Annotated in this window: 12 protein-coding genes; 5 read left to right on the top strand and 7 right to left on the bottom strand. The window is 71.9% G+C overall.

The genetic code is table 11. The features are described 5' to 3' along the window. Positions 1-115 precede the first annotated feature (115 nt). Positions 116-595, top strand: a complete 480-nt coding sequence (locus CG719_RS06505; protein WP_100567511.1) for a nitroreductase family deazaflavin-dependent oxidoreductase — start codon at positions 116-118, stop codon at positions 593-595. On the opposite strand, the gene CG719_RS06500 is transcribed toward CG719_RS06505, so the two are convergent. Further along, positions 585-1,829, bottom strand: a complete 1,245-nt coding sequence (locus CG719_RS06500) for a geranylgeranyl reductase family protein (protein WP_100567510.1) — start codon at positions 1,827-1,829, stop codon at positions 585-587. The two genes, CG719_RS06505 and CG719_RS06500, sit on opposite strands and share 11 nt — an antisense overlap. Positions 1,830-2,044: 215 nt before the next feature. Between CG719_RS06500 and CG719_RS06495 the strand changes: the two genes are divergently transcribed. Continuing rightward, positions 2,045-3,400, top strand: a complete 1,356-nt coding sequence (locus CG719_RS06495; protein ID WP_100567509.1) for a dipeptidase — start codon at positions 2,045-2,047, stop codon at positions 3,398-3,400. A 160-nt stretch (positions 3,401-3,560) separates the two neighbouring features. Then, positions 3,561-4,622: a hypothetical protein gene (locus tag CG719_RS06490; RefSeq protein ID WP_100567508.1), complete on the top strand. Its 1,062-nt coding sequence runs from the start codon at positions 3,561-3,563 to the stop codon at positions 4,620-4,622. A gap of 10 nt (positions 4,623-4,632) precedes the next feature. Here the strand turns inward: CG719_RS06490 and CG719_RS06485 are convergent, their stop codons facing one another. After that, positions 4,633-5,673, bottom strand: a complete 1,041-nt coding sequence (locus CG719_RS06485; protein ID WP_100567507.1) for an NUDIX hydrolase — start codon at positions 5,671-5,673, stop codon at positions 4,633-4,635. 140 nt (positions 5,674-5,813) lie between these two features. Continuing rightward, complete coding sequence (locus tag CG719_RS06480) at positions 5,814-6,011, bottom strand: hypothetical protein (RefSeq protein WP_100567506.1); 198 nt, start codon at positions 6,009-6,011, stop codon at positions 5,814-5,816. A 315-nt stretch (positions 6,012-6,326) separates the two neighbouring features. Between CG719_RS06480 and CG719_RS06475 the strand changes: the two genes are divergently transcribed. Beyond that, the gene (locus tag CG719_RS06475; RefSeq protein ID WP_199836535.1) at positions 6,327-8,363 is read left to right on the top strand and encodes an NPCBM/NEW2 domain-containing protein; all 2,037 of its coding nucleotides are present in this window, start codon (positions 6,327-6,329) and stop codon (positions 8,361-8,363) included. Positions 8,364-8,392: 29 nt separating this feature from the next. Here CG719_RS06475 and CG719_RS06470 read toward each other — a convergent pair whose 3' ends face one another. Continuing rightward, positions 8,393-9,346 carry an ROK family protein gene (locus CG719_RS06470; RefSeq protein WP_100567505.1) on the bottom strand — a complete coding sequence of 318 codons (954 nt, stop codon included), beginning with the start codon at positions 9,344-9,346 and terminating at the stop codon, positions 8,393-8,395. Positions 9,347-9,571: 225 nt separating this feature from the next. Between CG719_RS06470 and CG719_RS06465 the strand changes: the two genes are divergently transcribed. Then, positions 9,572-10,642: a LacI family DNA-binding transcriptional regulator gene (locus CG719_RS06465; RefSeq protein ID WP_100567504.1), complete on the top strand. Its 1,071-nt coding sequence runs from the start codon at positions 9,572-9,574 to the stop codon at positions 10,640-10,642. A 139-nt stretch (positions 10,643-10,781) separates the two neighbouring features. On the opposite strand, the gene CG719_RS06460 is transcribed toward CG719_RS06465, so the two are convergent. From CG719_RS06460 to CG719_RS06450, 3 genes are all read right to left on the bottom strand, one after another. Beyond that, entirely contained in the window at positions 10,782-12,086 is a 1,305-nt protein-coding gene (locus CG719_RS06460; RefSeq protein WP_100567503.1) for a DUF6986 family protein, read from the bottom strand. A 247-nt stretch (positions 12,087-12,333) separates the two neighbouring features. After that, complete coding sequence (locus tag CG719_RS06455; protein WP_100567502.1) at positions 12,334-13,296, bottom strand: electron transfer flavoprotein subunit alpha/FixB family protein; 963 nt, start codon at positions 13,294-13,296, stop codon at positions 12,334-12,336. A gap of 86 nt (positions 13,297-13,382) precedes the next feature. Continuing rightward, the gene (locus CG719_RS06450; protein ID WP_100567501.1) at positions 13,383-14,168 is read right to left on the bottom strand and encodes an electron transfer flavoprotein subunit beta/FixA family protein; all 786 of its coding nucleotides are present in this window, start codon (positions 14,166-14,168) and stop codon (positions 13,383-13,385) included. Between the last annotated feature and the right edge of the window lie 180 nt (positions 14,169-14,348).

Below are 14,348 nucleotides of genomic sequence, written 5' to 3'. Positions count from 1 at the left end.
GTGTTCCACGAATCCAGAGCACTGCACACAAAAAAGAGCACTGCTCTTGCTTTGGATCACCGATCCACCCCACACTGTTCAACGAACGAGAGCACTGCTCTCACGAACCGAACCCATGGGGGTCACCATGTCGTCGTCCTCGTCGTCCTCCTCGCCGTACTACCTCGAGGGCAGCCCGACGGCCGTCCGTCTCAACGGCGTCATCGGCTGGCTGGCGCGCCGCGGGCTGAGCCTCGCCGGCTCGGCCGAGCTGACGGTGCGCGGCCGTACGAGCGGCAAGCCGCAGCGCATTCCCGTCAACCCGCACACGTACGAGGGCGCGCAGTACCTCGTCTCGGCGCGCGGCCACTCCCAGTGGGTGCGCAACATGCGCGCGGCGGGCGGCGGGGAACTGCGCGTCGGGCGGAAGGTCCGCGAGTTCACCGCGGTGGAGTTGCCCGACGCCGAGAAGCTCCCGGTCCTGCGGACCTACCTGGAGCGGTGGGGCTGGCAGGTCGACGGGTACTTCAAGGGCGTCACGGCGAAGTCCTCCGACGAGGAGATCACCGCGTCCGCCCCCGACCACCCGGTCTTCCGCATCACGGTCAGGAACTGACCGTCTCCTCGGCGGCGGGCGGGGCCGGCCGCCGGTCCAGCGCCGTCAGGGCGCGGTGGGCCATGGGGTGGGTGCGGACGAGTTCACCGAGTGAGGTCGAACCCTGCGTGATCTCCTTGAACGCCTTCCAGGCGGGCCGGAAGCCGGTCAGGACGGCGTGGAAGATCCCCGGCCGGCGCTCGAACACCGCGAGCATCCGCTTGCCCACGGCCATCTCCACGCCCAGCCCCGCCTTGATGGCGAACGCGTAGTTCAGAGCCTGGCGCCGGGCGTCCACCGCGTCGTGCGCCTCGGCGACGCGCACCGCCCACTCCCCCGCGAGCCGCCCGGACCTGAGCGCGAAGGAAATGCCCTCGCGCGTCCACGGTTCGAGGAGTCCGGCCGCGTCCCCGCACACCAGCACCCGCCCGCGCGAGAGCGGCGAGTCCTCGGCCCGGCAGCGCGTCAGATGCCCCGAGGAGATGCTCGGTTCGAACCCGGCCAGGCCCAGCCGGGCGATGAAGTCCTCCAAGTACCGCTTGGTGGCCGCGCCCTCGCCGCGCGCCGAGATCACCCCGACGGTCAGCGTGTCCGCCTTGGGGAAGACCCAGCCGTAACTGCCCGGCATCGGCCCCCAGTCGATGAGCACCCGCCCGCGCCAGTCCTCGGCGACGGTCTCCGGCACGGGGATCTCCGCCTCCAGGCCGAGGTCCACCTGGTCCATCTTCACCCCGACATGGGCTCCTATCCGGCCGGCGCTGCCGTCGGCGCCGACCACCGCGCGCGCGAGCACCGTCTCACCGCCCTGGAGCACCACGGCGACCGTGCGCCGGTCCGGTACCGCCGAACCGTGCTGCTCGACCCGCGAGACCGCGGCGCCGGTCCGCAGCTCGGCGCCGGCCTTCTGCGCGTGCTCGACCAACTGCTGGTCGAACTCGGGCCGGTTGATCAGGCCGAACATCATCTGCTTGGAGCGGCGGGTGCGGGTGAAGCGGCCGTTGTGGGAGAAGGTCACCGCGTGCACGCGGTCCTTCAGCGGGAGCTCGAAGCCGGGCGGCAGCGAGTCGCGCGAGGGGCCGATGATCCCGCCACCGCACGTCTTGTACCGGGGCAGCTCCGCCTTCTCCAGCAACAGCACACGTCGTCCCGCGACCGCCGCCGCGTAGGCGGCCGAGGCCCCCGCGGGTCCCGCGCCCACCACGACGACGTCCCACACCCGCTGCACGTCGTCCGCCGAAGAGTTGTCGCTGCTCACGATGGTCTACCGCTCCCGATCAAGCCGCCTGCCGCTGCTGTCTCCCGCATCCTACGGCGGCCCCGGCGGTGGGCCGCTGTGGGAGGATCAGCAGCGTACGTGCCCCGTACACAGGGTCGCGCCTACGCTGACACGATCATCCGCAATACAGAAGTGCTCGGAAGTATCTCCCCGATACCCACGAGTCCTCCTTCGCACCTACAAGGAGCGTGCCCATGTCGTCTAATCCGGTCGCGGAGACCGTCGCGTCCCTGATGCCCAGGGCGCGGGCGGAACTCGCCGAGCTGGTGGCCTTCCAATCGGTGGCGGACTTCGACCAGTACCCGAAGAGCGAGAGCGAGGGCGCCGCGAACTGGATCGCCGACACGCTGCGCGCCGAGGGCTTCACGGACGTGGCTCTGCTCGACACTCCGGACGGCACCCAGTCGGTCTACGGCTACCTGCCCGGCCCGGAGGGCGCGAGGACAGTCCTGCTCTACGCCCACTACGACGTGCAGCCGCCGCTGGACGAGGCCGGCTGGACCAGCCCGCCCTTCGAGCTGACCGACCGCGACGGCCGTTGGTACGGGCGTGGCGCCGCCGACTGCAAGGGCGGCCTCATCATGCACCTGCTCGCCCTGCGCGCCCTGAAGGCCGACGGCGGCGTCCCGGTCAACGTCAAGGTGATAGCCGAGGGCTCCGAGGAGCAGGGCACCGGCGGCCTCGAGCGCTACGCCGAGGAGCACCCCGAACTCCTGACCGCCGACACGATCGTGATCGGCGACACCGGCAACTTCCGCGTCGGTCTGCCCACCGTCACCAGCACCCTGCGCGGCATGACCATGGTCCGGATCCAGGTCGACACCCTCGAAGGCAACCTGCACTCGGGCCAGTTCGGCGGCGCCGCCCCGGACGCGCTCGCCGCGCTGATCCGGGTCCTCGACTCGCTGCGCGCCGAGGACGGCTCGACGGCCGTCGACGGCCTGGCCGGCGACTCCGTCTGGGACGGCCTGGCCTACGAGGAGGAGCAGTTCCGCAAGGACGCCAAGGTGCTGGACGGCGTGGAGCTGATCGGCTCCGGCACGGTCGCCGACCGCATCTGGGCCCGCCCCGCCGTCACCGTGCTCGGCATCGACTGCCCGCCGGTCGTCGGCGCCACCCCGTCCGTGCAGGCCGGTGCCCGTGCCCTGGTCAGCCTGCGGGTGCCGCCGGGCGTCGACGCGGGCGAGGCGACCAAGCTGCTCCAGGCCCACCTGGAGGCCCACACCCCGTGGGGCGCCCGGGTGAGCACCGAGCAGATCGGCCAGGGCCAGGCCTTCCGCGCCGACACCACCAGCCCTGCCTACCGGGCGATGGCCGACGCGATGGCCGTCGCCTACCCCGGCCAGGACATGCAGTACGCCGGTCAGGGCGGCTCCATCCCGCTGTGCAACACCCTCGCCGCGCTCTACCCGCAGGCCGAGATCCTGCTGATCGGCCTGAGCGAGCCGGAGGCGCAGATCCACGCCGTGAACGAGAGCGTCTCCCCCGAGGAACTGGAGCGCCTGTCGGTCGCGGAGGCGCTGTTCCTGCGCAACTACGCGGGGAGCTGACCCTCGTTCCGTCCACGGCCCGGGTCCCTCGCCGCACGGCGGGGCCCCGGGCCGCGGACGCACTCGGGTCAGCCCCGCCGTTCATCTCCCGTGCCACGGTGCGCCGTTCGCGAGGCAAAAGGAGCTGACGGGTACCCGGCGTCCGGCTGAGGATGGGATCATGACCATCTCCACCCGCATCGCCGCCCACACCGACATCGCCACCTCGCTCTCCCTCCTCAGCGACGGTGAACTCGCTCAACTCCTGGAGGGCGGCAAGCCGTTCGGTACCGGGATCGGCGGCCGTTCCGCGATCGTCGACGTGGACGGCCACCAGGTCTTCGTCAAGTACGTGCGCCTGACCGACGTCGAACGGCACCCCGACCACCTGCGGTCGACCGCGAACCTCTTCGACCTGCCGCCCTACTTCCACTACGGCATCGGCAGCCCCGGACTCGGGGCGTGGCGGGAACTCGCCGCGCACCGCATGACGACCGACTGGGTTCTCTCCGGCCGCTTCTCCGGCTTCCCCCTGCTGCATCACTGGCGGGCGCTGCCCGACACCCCCGGACCGATGCCGGAGCTGCTGGCCGACGTGGAGCGGACCGTCGCCTACTGGGGCGGCGCCCCGCAGGTGGAGCGCCGCATCGAGGCCCTGCGCACGGCGACCGCGAGCCTGGTCCTCTTCCTGGAGTACGTGCCGTACACCGCGGACGACTGGCTCGCCGCCCGGCTTCACGGCGACGCGGCGGACAGCGCGTGCGAGTTCGTCGAAACCGGTCTGGAGGCCCTCACCGGCTTCCTGCGCGAGCACCGGCTGCTGCATCTGGACGCGCATTTCCACAACATCCTCACCGACGGCACCCAGCTGTACCTCTCCGACTTCGGTCTCGCGCTGAGCGACCGGTTCCGGCTCACCGAGAAGGAGCGCGATTTCTTCGGCCGACACCGCGGCTACGACCGCGCCTACACCGTCACGCATCTGGTGAACTGGCTGGTCAACGCCCTGTACACATACGACCTGAAGGAGCGCCGCGCCTTCGTCCGCGCCTGCGCCGAAGGCGCGCGGCCCGAAGGCGTCCCGTCGGCGGCCGCGGCGATCCTGACCCGTCACGCGCCGGTCGCCGCGCGCCTGAACGCCTTCCACGACCGCCTGCGCAAGGAGAGCAGGCTGACCCCCTATCCGTACGAGGAACTGCGAGGCACCGGCGACAACTCCACGCAGTCCGCGCTGTCGGCGTAGGCACGGGGCGTCAGCCGACCGGCACGCCCGCCTCCAGGTACACCGCCGCGCCGCGTTCGCGGGCCCGCAGTGCCCAGCGCAGCCGGGCGTAGCGGACGGGCGGGAGCAGGTCGGCGGCCTCCCGCTCGGTGACGAAGCGGCAGTCACGCAGCTCGGGTCCGGGCAGCAGCAGGCGCGTGGCCGCAGCCGAGTCCAGGCGGCCGCCGTCGAAGAGGAAGCGCAGACCGCCGAAGGCGGGCGGTGCGGGCGGCTCCCAGTCGACGACGAGGAGCCGGGGCATCTCGTCCAGCCGCACGCCCGTCTCCTCGGCGACCTCGCGCATGCCCGCGCGGGCCGGGGCCTCGCCGGGTTCGACGACACCGCCGGGGAACTCCCAGCCGGGCTTGTAGGTGGGGTCGACGAGCAGCACACGGTCCTGTTCGTCGAACAGGAGCACTCCGGAGGCGACGGTCTCGGCCGTGGGCTCCGGGGTCTGCACGATGTCACAGACGGGCGCGGCACCGTTGCTGACGGCCTCGACGATGCGGACGGCCGTCTCGTGCGGCGTGAGGGCGCTGGTGTCGACGGGGTGGGCGTCGGCGGTGAGCCAGGAGGCCAGGGCGGTCCGGTAGGGCTCGATGTGGTCGTAGGACCACTGGCGGACGCGTATCTCGCCGTCGGGCAGGTCGGGCGGGACCTCCCGATGGGCTATGCGCTCACGCAGGATCGTTTCGGCCGGGGCCAGGAGAACGTGCAGCACAGCGACGCGGCGGGCGGCGAGCCCGCCGAAGATCTCGTCGCGGTACTCCTGGCGCAGCAGGGTCATGGGCACCACGAGGGTCCCGCCCAGCTCGGCGAGCATCGCGGCCGCCGTGTCGATCACCATGCGCCGCCAGATCGGCAGATCCTGGTAGTCGCCGACCTCGGCGAGGTGTTTGGGCGGCAGCAGATGCGTCAGCGCACCGCCGATGACCTCGGGGTCGAAGAGCGTACTGTTCGGGATCAGTTCGATCAGTTCCCGTGCGGTGGTCGTCTTCCCCGCACCGAAAGCACCGTTGATCCAGACGATCACGGGTCCCCCTCTGCTGTCGGCCCCCTGTGGCTTGCCCGCTCCACCCTGCCACGGAAACCAGCCCCAGTTGAGGGCTGCCCACAGGACGGCGCCGGCACCCCCGCTGTGGGGGTGCCGGCGCCGCGCTCGGCCGACGGGCGTCAGCCGTGGTGCTGCCCGGACGCGTCGTCGCCCGTGGTGAGGCCTTCCTCACCGACGACCTGGTCGACGGTGCCCACGATGTCCTTCACGCTCCGGTCGCCGAGCCCGTCGTGGTCGACGGCGTGCGACGGAGAGACGGCGGCCACGACGAAACCGGTGGCCAGGGACGCGAGGGCGAGCATGCTGCGCTTCTTCATGCTCGGTTCAACTGCGCCGGCCGCCCGGGGGTCACGGCCGTGCACCCGACTGGGAGCACTCAGCGGGGTGACCATGCCCGCTCCGGCGGCTGCGCTGCGCCATGCCCCCCTCGCCGGGGTGCCACCTCAACACAACCGAACGCGAGAGTGGGATCTCACCGTCAACTCCCGGAGCTTTTAAGGAATCTGACGTTGCATCAAACAACCGTTTACGACTTCTCTTCCAACAGAGTTGGACACGTCCTACCATAATCGCGCACCGATGACGCGGACATGACGTCATCCCAATTTTCGCGAGTCCGGAGGAGCGTTCTCATGCGTCACCCGCACACGCGCACCGCCCGCCGCACCGTGGTCGGGGCCCTGGCCGCAGGACTGCTGTGCACCACGGGACTCGCAGTCCCCGCCGTCGCCGCACCCGCCCCGGCGGCTTCCGCACGGGACTCCGTCACGCCCACGCGGGCCGACGGACTCGCCCTCACCCCTCCGATGGGCTTCAACAACTGGAACTCCACGAACTGCCGGGCCGAGTTCGACGAGGCCATGGTCAAGGGCATCGCCGACCTCTTCGTCGCCAAGGGCCTGAAGGACGCCGGGTACCAGTACGTCAACCTCGACGACTGCTGGGCCCTGCCCGCCCGTGACGCGAACGGCAAGCTCGTACCCGACCCGGTCAGATTCCCGGGCGGCATCGGAGCCGTCGCCGACTACGTGCACTCCAAGGGACTCAAGCTGGGCATCTACACCAGCGCCGGCACCAAGACGTGCAACAACGCGGGTTTCCCCGGCGCGCTCGGCCACGAGTACAGCGACGCCCAGCAGTTCGCCGACTGGGGCGTGGACTACCTCAAGTACGACAACTGCAACAACCAGGGCGTGGACGCCAGGCTCCGGTACACCACCATGCGGGACGCGCTGAAGGCGACCGGCCGGCCCATCGTGTACAGCATCTGCGAGTGGGGCCAGAACAAACCCTGGGAATGGGCCGCCGACGTCGGGGACTTGTGGCGCACCACCGACGACATCAGCGACAACTGGGGCTCGATGCTGTCGATCCTGAAGCAGAACCTGCCACTCGCCCCGTACGCCGGTCCGGGCCACTGGAACGACCCCGACATGCTGGAGGTCGGCAACGGCGGCATGACGGACACCGAGTACCGCACCCACTTCTCGATGTGGTCCGTGATGGCCGCGCCCCTCCTCATCGGCTCGGACCTGCGCAAGGCGTCCGAGGCGACCCTCGACATCCTGGGCAACCGGGAGGTCGTCGCCGTCGACCAGGACCCGCTGGGCCGGCAGGGCGCCGTCGTCTCCTCCGAGGACGGGCGCTGGGTCGTGGCCAAGGAGATGAAGGACGGCAGCCGCGCCGTCGCCCTCTTCAACGAGACCGGCAGCCCGCAGCGCATCGCCACCACCGCGCGGGCCGTGGGCCTGCCCGGCGCCGCCGCCTACACCCTGCGCGACCTGTGGGAGCACCGCTCGTACAACACCGCGGGCACGATCTCGGCGACCGTTCCGGCCCACGGCACCGTCCTGGTCCGGGTCCAGCCCGACCGCGACTGGGCCGCGAACCCGCCCGCTGTCGAACTCGGCCTGGACGGCAGCCTGTTGCTGGAGTTGGGCCGGCCGGCGACGCTCACCACGACCGTGACCGACCTGGGCCGTACGCCGGCCACGCGGGTCTCCGTGTCCCTGACCGGCCCCGCGGGCTGGACGGTACGGCCCGAGTCCGCGGTGCGGGCCCCGGCCGTACCGACGGGGAAGGCGCTGCGGACCCGCTGGACCGTCACCGCACCGGCCGGAACCCCGACGGGTTCGTACGACCTGACGCTCAGGGCGAGCCATCGCTCCCCCGGCGGCGTGCGCGTCGACAGCGCCCTGACCCTCGCCGCCGGCGTGGTGGTGCGGCCGCCCGCCGGGACGTCGTACCTCAGTGACCTCCCCTGGCTGTCGGCCGCCAACGGCTACGGCCCGGTGGAGCGCGACACCAGCAACGGCGAGAGCGCCGCCGGCGACGGTCATCCGATCACCCTCGGCGGGGTGGTGTACGCCAAGGGGCTCGGCGTCCACGCGGACAGCGCCGTCGAGTTCTACACGGGCGCGACCTGCCGGACCGTCACCGCGGACGTCGGCGTCGACGACGAGAAGGACGGCAGGGGCACGGTGGCGTTCGAGATCTGGGCGGACGGCCGGAAGGCAGCCGCCACCGGAGTGCTCACCAACGCGATGGGTGCCCGGCCGCTGTCGGCGGACGTGACCGGCGCCCAGGTGGTCCGCCTCGTCGTCACGGACGGCGGCGACGGCGTCGACTCCGACCACGCGGACTGGGCGGACGCACGCCTGGTGTGCTGAGCCGCAGTCCCGGAACGGCGGCCGCCGCCTCAGACCCCGGCCGCCGTGACGTCCGTCCGCGCCGTGAGCGCTGCCGCCGCCGCTCCCACCAGGCCGGCGTCCGTGCCGGTCTGGGCGGGGGCGACCGTCAGACGCCGTACGAAGGAGAGGGTGGCGTAGTCGGTCAGGGCCCGGCGCAGCGGGGCGAGGAGCACGTCCCCCGCCTTGGCCACTCCCCCGCCGATCACCGCGATGTCGATCTCGACCAGGGTCGCGGTGGCGGCGATGCCCGCGGCCAGGGCGCGGGCGGCGCGGGCGAAGGAGGCAACGGCGACCGGGTCCCCGGCGCGGGCGGCGGCGGCCACCGCGGCGGCCGAGGTGTCGCCGTCGGGGCCCGGGCGCCAGCCCTGGTCCAGGGCCCGGCGGGCGATGTTCGGGCCGCTCGCGAGGCGTTCCACGCAGCCGCGCGAACCGCACGGGCACGGGTCGCCGTCGAGGTCGACGCTGATGTGGCCGATGTGCCCGGAGTTGCCCGTCGGGCCCGGGTGGAGCCGCCCGTTGAGGACCAGGCCGCCGCCGACCCCCGTGGAGACGACCATGCACAGCGCGTTGTCGTGTCCCCGGGCGGCGCCCTGCCAGTGCTCGGCCGCCGTGATGGCCACGCCGTCGCCGATCAGCTCCACGGGCAGGCCGCCGGTCGCGGCGCGGGCCCGCTCGACCAACGGGTATTCCCGCCAGCCGGGCACGTTGACGGGGCTGACCGTGCCCGCGGAGGCGTCGACCGGGCCCGCGCTGCCGATGCCCAGAGCCGTGGCACGCCCCCACAGCGGCGAGGCGCCCAGCTCGCCGAGCACCTCCTCCACGGCCCGCATCACGGTGTCGCCGTCCTCCTGCGCGGGCGTCGGGCGCTGCGCGCGCACCAGGATGCCGCCGCGGCCGTCCACCAGCGCTCCGGCGATCTTGGTGCCGCCGATGTCCAGTGCGGCCACGAGGTCGGTGTGCATCAGAGTCAGATCTCCCCGTCAACCATGAGAAAACCAAGAGGTGGGCGCGGTCCGGTATCGCCGTGGGGCGGCGCGGGCCGGAGTGTTCGATGGACAGTCTCTCGTGCGTATGACAACGTTGTCCAGGTTCTATGCTCGACGCCACATCCTCATACGAACCCATGGACCGACGCATCCCCGTGGACGCGATTCGTCCCCGTGGACGACAGGACAGGACGCCGCACCGTGCCCGAGACCGCCCGTCGAGCAGACCGCCCCGCAGACCGCCCGGACCGCGCGTCGGCGAATCGCTACGGAAGCCGTCCGACCATGAAGGACGTGGCGGCACGCGCGGGCGTCGGCCTGAAGACCGTCTCCCGCGTGGTCAACGGTGAGCCCGGGGTCACCCCGGACACGGAGCGGCGCGTGCAGGACGCCATCGCGGCCCTGGGCTTCCGCCGCAACGACAGCGCGCGGGTGCTGCGCAAGGGCCGTACGGCGAGCGTGGGGCTGATCCTGGAAGACCTCGCCGACCCGTTCTACGGGCCGCTGAGCCGCTCGGTGGAGGAGGTCGCCCGCGCGCACGGCGCCCTGCTCATCAACGGATCCAGCGCGGAGGACCCGGAGCGCGAGCAGGAACTCGCGCTGGCGCTGTGTGCACGGCGGGTGGACGGGCTGGTCGTGATCCCGGCCGGTGACGACCACCGCTATCTGGAACCCGAGCTCAAGGCGGGCGTCGCGACCGTGTTCGTGGACCGCCCGGCCGGGAACATCGACGCCGATGTCGTGCTGTCGGACAACTTCGGCGGGGCCCGCGACGGTGTCGCCCACCTGATCGCCCACGGCCACCGCCGGATCGGGTTCATCGGCGACATGCCCCGTATCCATACGGCCGCCGAACGCCTGCGCGGCTACCGGGCGGCGATGGAGGACGCGGGCATACCGGTCGAGGACTCCTGGATGTCGCTGGGCGTCACGGACCCGGAGCGGGTGCGCCGGGCCACCGAGACCATGCTGTCCGGGCCCGACCCGGTCACCGCGGTCTTCGCGGGCAACAACCGGGTGACCGTCACCGTGATCCGCGTACTGGCCGAGCAGGCGCGACGGGTCGCCCTCGTCGGCTTCGACGACATCGAACTGGCCGATCTGCTCCAGCCGGGAGTCACCGTCGTCGCCCAGGACTCGGCGGCCCTCGGCCGAACCGCCGCCGAGCGCCTCTTCCGCCAGCTGGACGGCACCCTCCTCGCCCCGGAACGCATCGAACTCCCGACCCGCCTGATCACCCGAGGCTCGGGCGAACTGCCCCCGCCGGCCTGACGCCCGACGCCCGGCGGACGTCCCGCGCCACGCGGGCCGGGTCCGACACGCGGCCGAAGCGCGAGGCGGAAGCAGAGGGGCGTGACCACGGGGGCGGAGCCCCGGGGTCACGCCCCCGCCGGTGTGCCGTGCCGTCCGGCTACTGCGCCGACGCGGTCAGGTCGCCGCGGCGTGGGGCCGCGAAGGACTCGAGGCCGGCGCGGGTCAGGCCGGTTCGCTCGGCGACCTCGGCGGAGTCGAGGGCGCCGCAGTCCAGGCCGCGCAGCAGGTAGCCGCTGAGCGCCTTGGCGGTGGCGGGCTCGTCCATGACGTCGCCGCCGGCGCGGCTGACGTAGCGGGCGAGGCGGGCCGCCGCCTGCTCGAAGCCCTCGCGGTAGAAGGCGAACACGGCCGCGTACCGCGTGGGGATGTGGCCGGGGTGCATGTCCCAGCCCTGGTAGTAGGCGCGGGCCAGGGCACGGCGGGTGAGGCCGAAGTGCAGCCGCCAGGCGTCGTGCACCTTGTCGGCCGGGCCGACCGGCAGGACGTTGGTGGAGCCGTCCGAGACGCGTACGCCCGTGCCCGCGGCGGCGACCTGCATCACGGCCTTGGCGTAGTCGGCGGCCGGGTGGTCGCTGGCCTGGTAGGCGGCGGAGACGCCGAGGCAGGCGCTGTAGTCGAAGGTGCCGTAGTGCAGTCCGGTGGCGCGGCCCTCGGCGGCCTGGATCATCCGGGCGACCGTGGCGGTGCCGTCGGCGGCGAGGATGGACTGGCTGGTCTCGATCTGGATCTCGAAGCCGAGGCGTCCGGGCGCCAGCCCGTGGGCCTTCTCGAAGGCCTCCAGCAGCCGGGCCATGGCGGTGACCTGCTCGGGATAGGTCACCTTCGGCAGGGTCAGGACCAGCCCGCCGGGCAGGCCCCCGGCCTCCATCAGGCCGGTGAGGAAGATGTCGAGGGTGCGGATGCCCCGGTCGCGGACCGCCGCCTCGAAGCACTTCATGCGGATGCCCATGTACGGGGCCGCCTTCCCGTTCCGGTACGCCTCGGCGACCAGCCCGGCCGCGCGGGCGGCCGCCTCGTCCTCTTCCGCGTCGGGCCGGGGGCCGTACCCGTCCTCGAAGTCGATCCGCAGGTCCTCGATCGGCTCCCGCTCCAGCTTGGCGCGGACGCGGTCGTACACGGGAACGGCCAGTTCGTCGCTCAGGCCGAGGACGGCGGCGAAGGAGGCCGCGTCCGGGGCGTGCTCGTCGAGCGCGGCGAGCGCCCGGTCGCCCCAGGAGCGGACGGTGCCGGCCTCGAAGACGTCGCCGGGCACGTAGACGGTGTGAACGGGCTGGCGGGTGCCGGGGTCGCCCGGGTAGAGACGCTCCAGTTCGGCGTCGACCGGCGCGAGGGAGGCGCTGATCTCCTCGCTGACGGCGCCCGCGAGGCTCGTCGCCACGTTCTCCTGCTGGCCCTGACCCATCCCACACCCTCCTGTTTTCCGCTTTCCGGAATCCATAATCCGCAGTACGAAGTTATCCGCGGATCTTCCCGTGGGTCAACACCGTCCTTCTTCCGCGCGACCGCCCACGCCTCTCATCTCATCCTGGCGCGCGGGAGGACGGGATCACCCGCCGGGGCCGAACGGGGTTGCGGCCAGGACGAGCCGAGGCCCCCGCGTCCCACCCGGAGAGGGCAGGACACGGGGGCCTCGGTCGTACGCCTGAGGATCAGCCCTTGCGGGTCTTGATCTCCTCGGTGAGCTGCGGGACGACCTCGAACAGGTCGCCGACGACGCCGTAGTCGACCAGGTCGAAGATCGGGGCCTCGGGGTCCTTGTTGACCGCGACGATCGTCTTCGAGGTCTGCATACCGGCGCGGTGCTGGATCGCGCCGGAGATGCCGTTGGCGATGTAGAGCTGCGGGGACACGGACTTGCCGGTCTGGCCGACCTGGCTGGTGTGCGGGTACCAGCCGGCGTCGACGGCGGCGCGCGAGGCACCCACGGCCGCGCCGAGGGAGTCGGCGAGCGCCTCGATGACCGCGAAGTTCTCCGCGCCGTTCACACCACGGCCGCCGGAGACCACGATCGCGGCCTCGGTCAGCTCGGGGCGGCCCGTCGACTCACGCGGCGTCCGGCCGGTGATCTTCGTGCCGGTCGCCTGGTCCGAGAACGCCACGCTCAGCGCCTCGACCGCACCGGCGGCCGGGGCGGCCTCCACGGCGGCCGAGTTCGGCTTGACGGTGATGACCGCGGTGCCCTTGGAGACACGGGACTTGGTGCTGTACGAGGCGGCGAACACCGACTGGGTGGCCACCGGGCCCTCGTCGCCGGCCTCCAGGTCGACGGCGTCGGTGATGATGCCCGAACCGATGCGCAGCGCCAGACGCGCGGCGATCTCCTTGCCCTCGGTGGAGGACGGCACCAGCACGGCGGCCGGCGAGACGGCCTCGACGGCGGCCTGCAGGGCGTCCACCTTGGGCACGACCAGGTAGTCGGCGTACTCGGGCGCGTCGTGGGTGAGGACCCGCACGGCGCCGTGCTCGGCGAGCGTCGCGGCGGTGTCCGCGGCACCCGCGCCGAGCGCGACGGCGACCGGCTCGCCGATGCGGCGGGCCAGGGTCAGCAGCTCCAGGGTCGGCTTGCGGACGGCACCGCCTGCGTGGTCGACGTAGACGAGGACTTCAGCCATGGGACTTCTTCTCTCCTGCTTGCGAAGTGTGAGGGACGGTCAGCGGAACCAGCGGGCTCAGATGAACTTCTGGCTCGCGAGACGCATCAGATGAACTTGCGCTCCGCGAGGAAGGCGGCGAGCTGCTTGCCGCCCTCGCCCTCGTCCTTGACGATCGTGCCCGCGGTGCGGGCCGGACGCTCCGTCACGGAGTCCACGGCCGTCCAGGCACCCTCCAGGCCGACCTCGTCCTCGTCGATGTCCAGGTCGGACAGATCCCAGGACTGAACCGGCTTCTTCTTGGCCGCCATGATGCCCTTGAAGGACGGGTAACGGGCCTCGCCCGACTGGTCGGTGACGGACACCACCGCGGGCAGCGACGCCTCAAGCTGCTCCGAGGCCGCGTCCCCGTCCCGGCGGCCCTTCACCGTGCCGTCCTCGACCGACACCTCCGACAGCAGCGTCACCTGGGGGACACCCAGACGCTCGGCGAGCAGCGCCGGGACCACGCCCATGGAGCCGTCGGTGGAGGCCATGCCCGAGATCACCAGGTCGTAGCCGGCCTTCTCGATCGCCTTGGCCAGCACCAGTGAAGTACCGATGACGTCCGTGCCGTGCAGGTCGTCGTCCTCGACGTGGACCGCCTTGTCGGCGCCCATCGACAGCGCCTTGCGCAGCGCGTCCTTGGCGTCCTCGGGACCCACCGTCAGAACGGTGACCTCGGCATCGTCGGCGTCCTCCGCGATCCGCAGCGCCTGCTCGACCGCGTACTCGTCCAGCTCGGAGAGCAGACCGTCCACGTCGTCCCGGTCGACGGTCAGGTCATCGGCGAAGTGCCGGTCGCCAGTGGCGTCGGGCACGTACTTCACAGTGACAACGATCCTCAAGCTCACGCCGGCTCTCCTACTGCATCGTCTTCTCTGGGCTGCCTTCCTAGGCAGCATAGGCGCCTGAAGCGGCCGATCCCGGTCAGGGCGACCAGGCGCTCCGAGCGGAATATTACTCGTCAGTACACCCAGTTCATGCCCGCTGAGCAAGCGCTTTGAACTGTGACCTTCGCAACGCAGCGTAAC

The sequence above is a fragment of the Streptomyces sp. CB01373 genome, from assembly GCF_002803075.1.
Taxonomy (GTDB): domain Bacteria; phylum Actinomycetota; class Actinomycetes; order Streptomycetales; family Streptomycetaceae; genus Streptomyces.
This window is presented reverse-complemented; position numbering and strand designations above follow the sequence as displayed.

Coding starts and splice junctions, on each gene's coding strand:
- CG719_RS06505 (WP_100567511.1), top strand. CDS start 116: ATGGGGGTCACCATGTCGTCGTCCTCGTCGTCCTCCTCGCCGTACTAC.
- CG719_RS06495 (WP_100567509.1), top strand. CDS start 2,045: ATGTCGTCTAATCCGGTCGCGGAGACCGTCGCGTCCCTGATGCCCAGG.
- CG719_RS06490 (WP_100567508.1), top strand. CDS start 3,561: ATGACCATCTCCACCCGCATCGCCGCCCACACCGACATCGCCACCTCG.
- CG719_RS06480 (WP_100567506.1), bottom strand. CDS start 6,011: ATGAAGAAGCGCAGCATGCTCGCCCTCGCGTCCCTGGCCACCGGTTTC.
- CG719_RS06475 (WP_199836535.1), top strand. CDS start 6,327: ATGCGTCACCCGCACACGCGCACCGCCCGCCGCACCGTGGTCGGGGCC.
- CG719_RS06470 (WP_100567505.1), bottom strand. CDS start 9,346: ATGCACACCGACCTCGTGGCCGCACTGGACATCGGCGGCACCAAGATC.
- CG719_RS06460 (WP_100567503.1), bottom strand. CDS start 12,086: ATGGGTCAGGGCCAGCAGGAGAACGTGGCGACGAGCCTCGCGGGCGCC.
- CG719_RS06455 (WP_100567502.1), bottom strand. CDS start 13,296: ATGGCTGAAGTCCTCGTCTACGTCGACCACGCAGGCGGTGCCGTCCGC.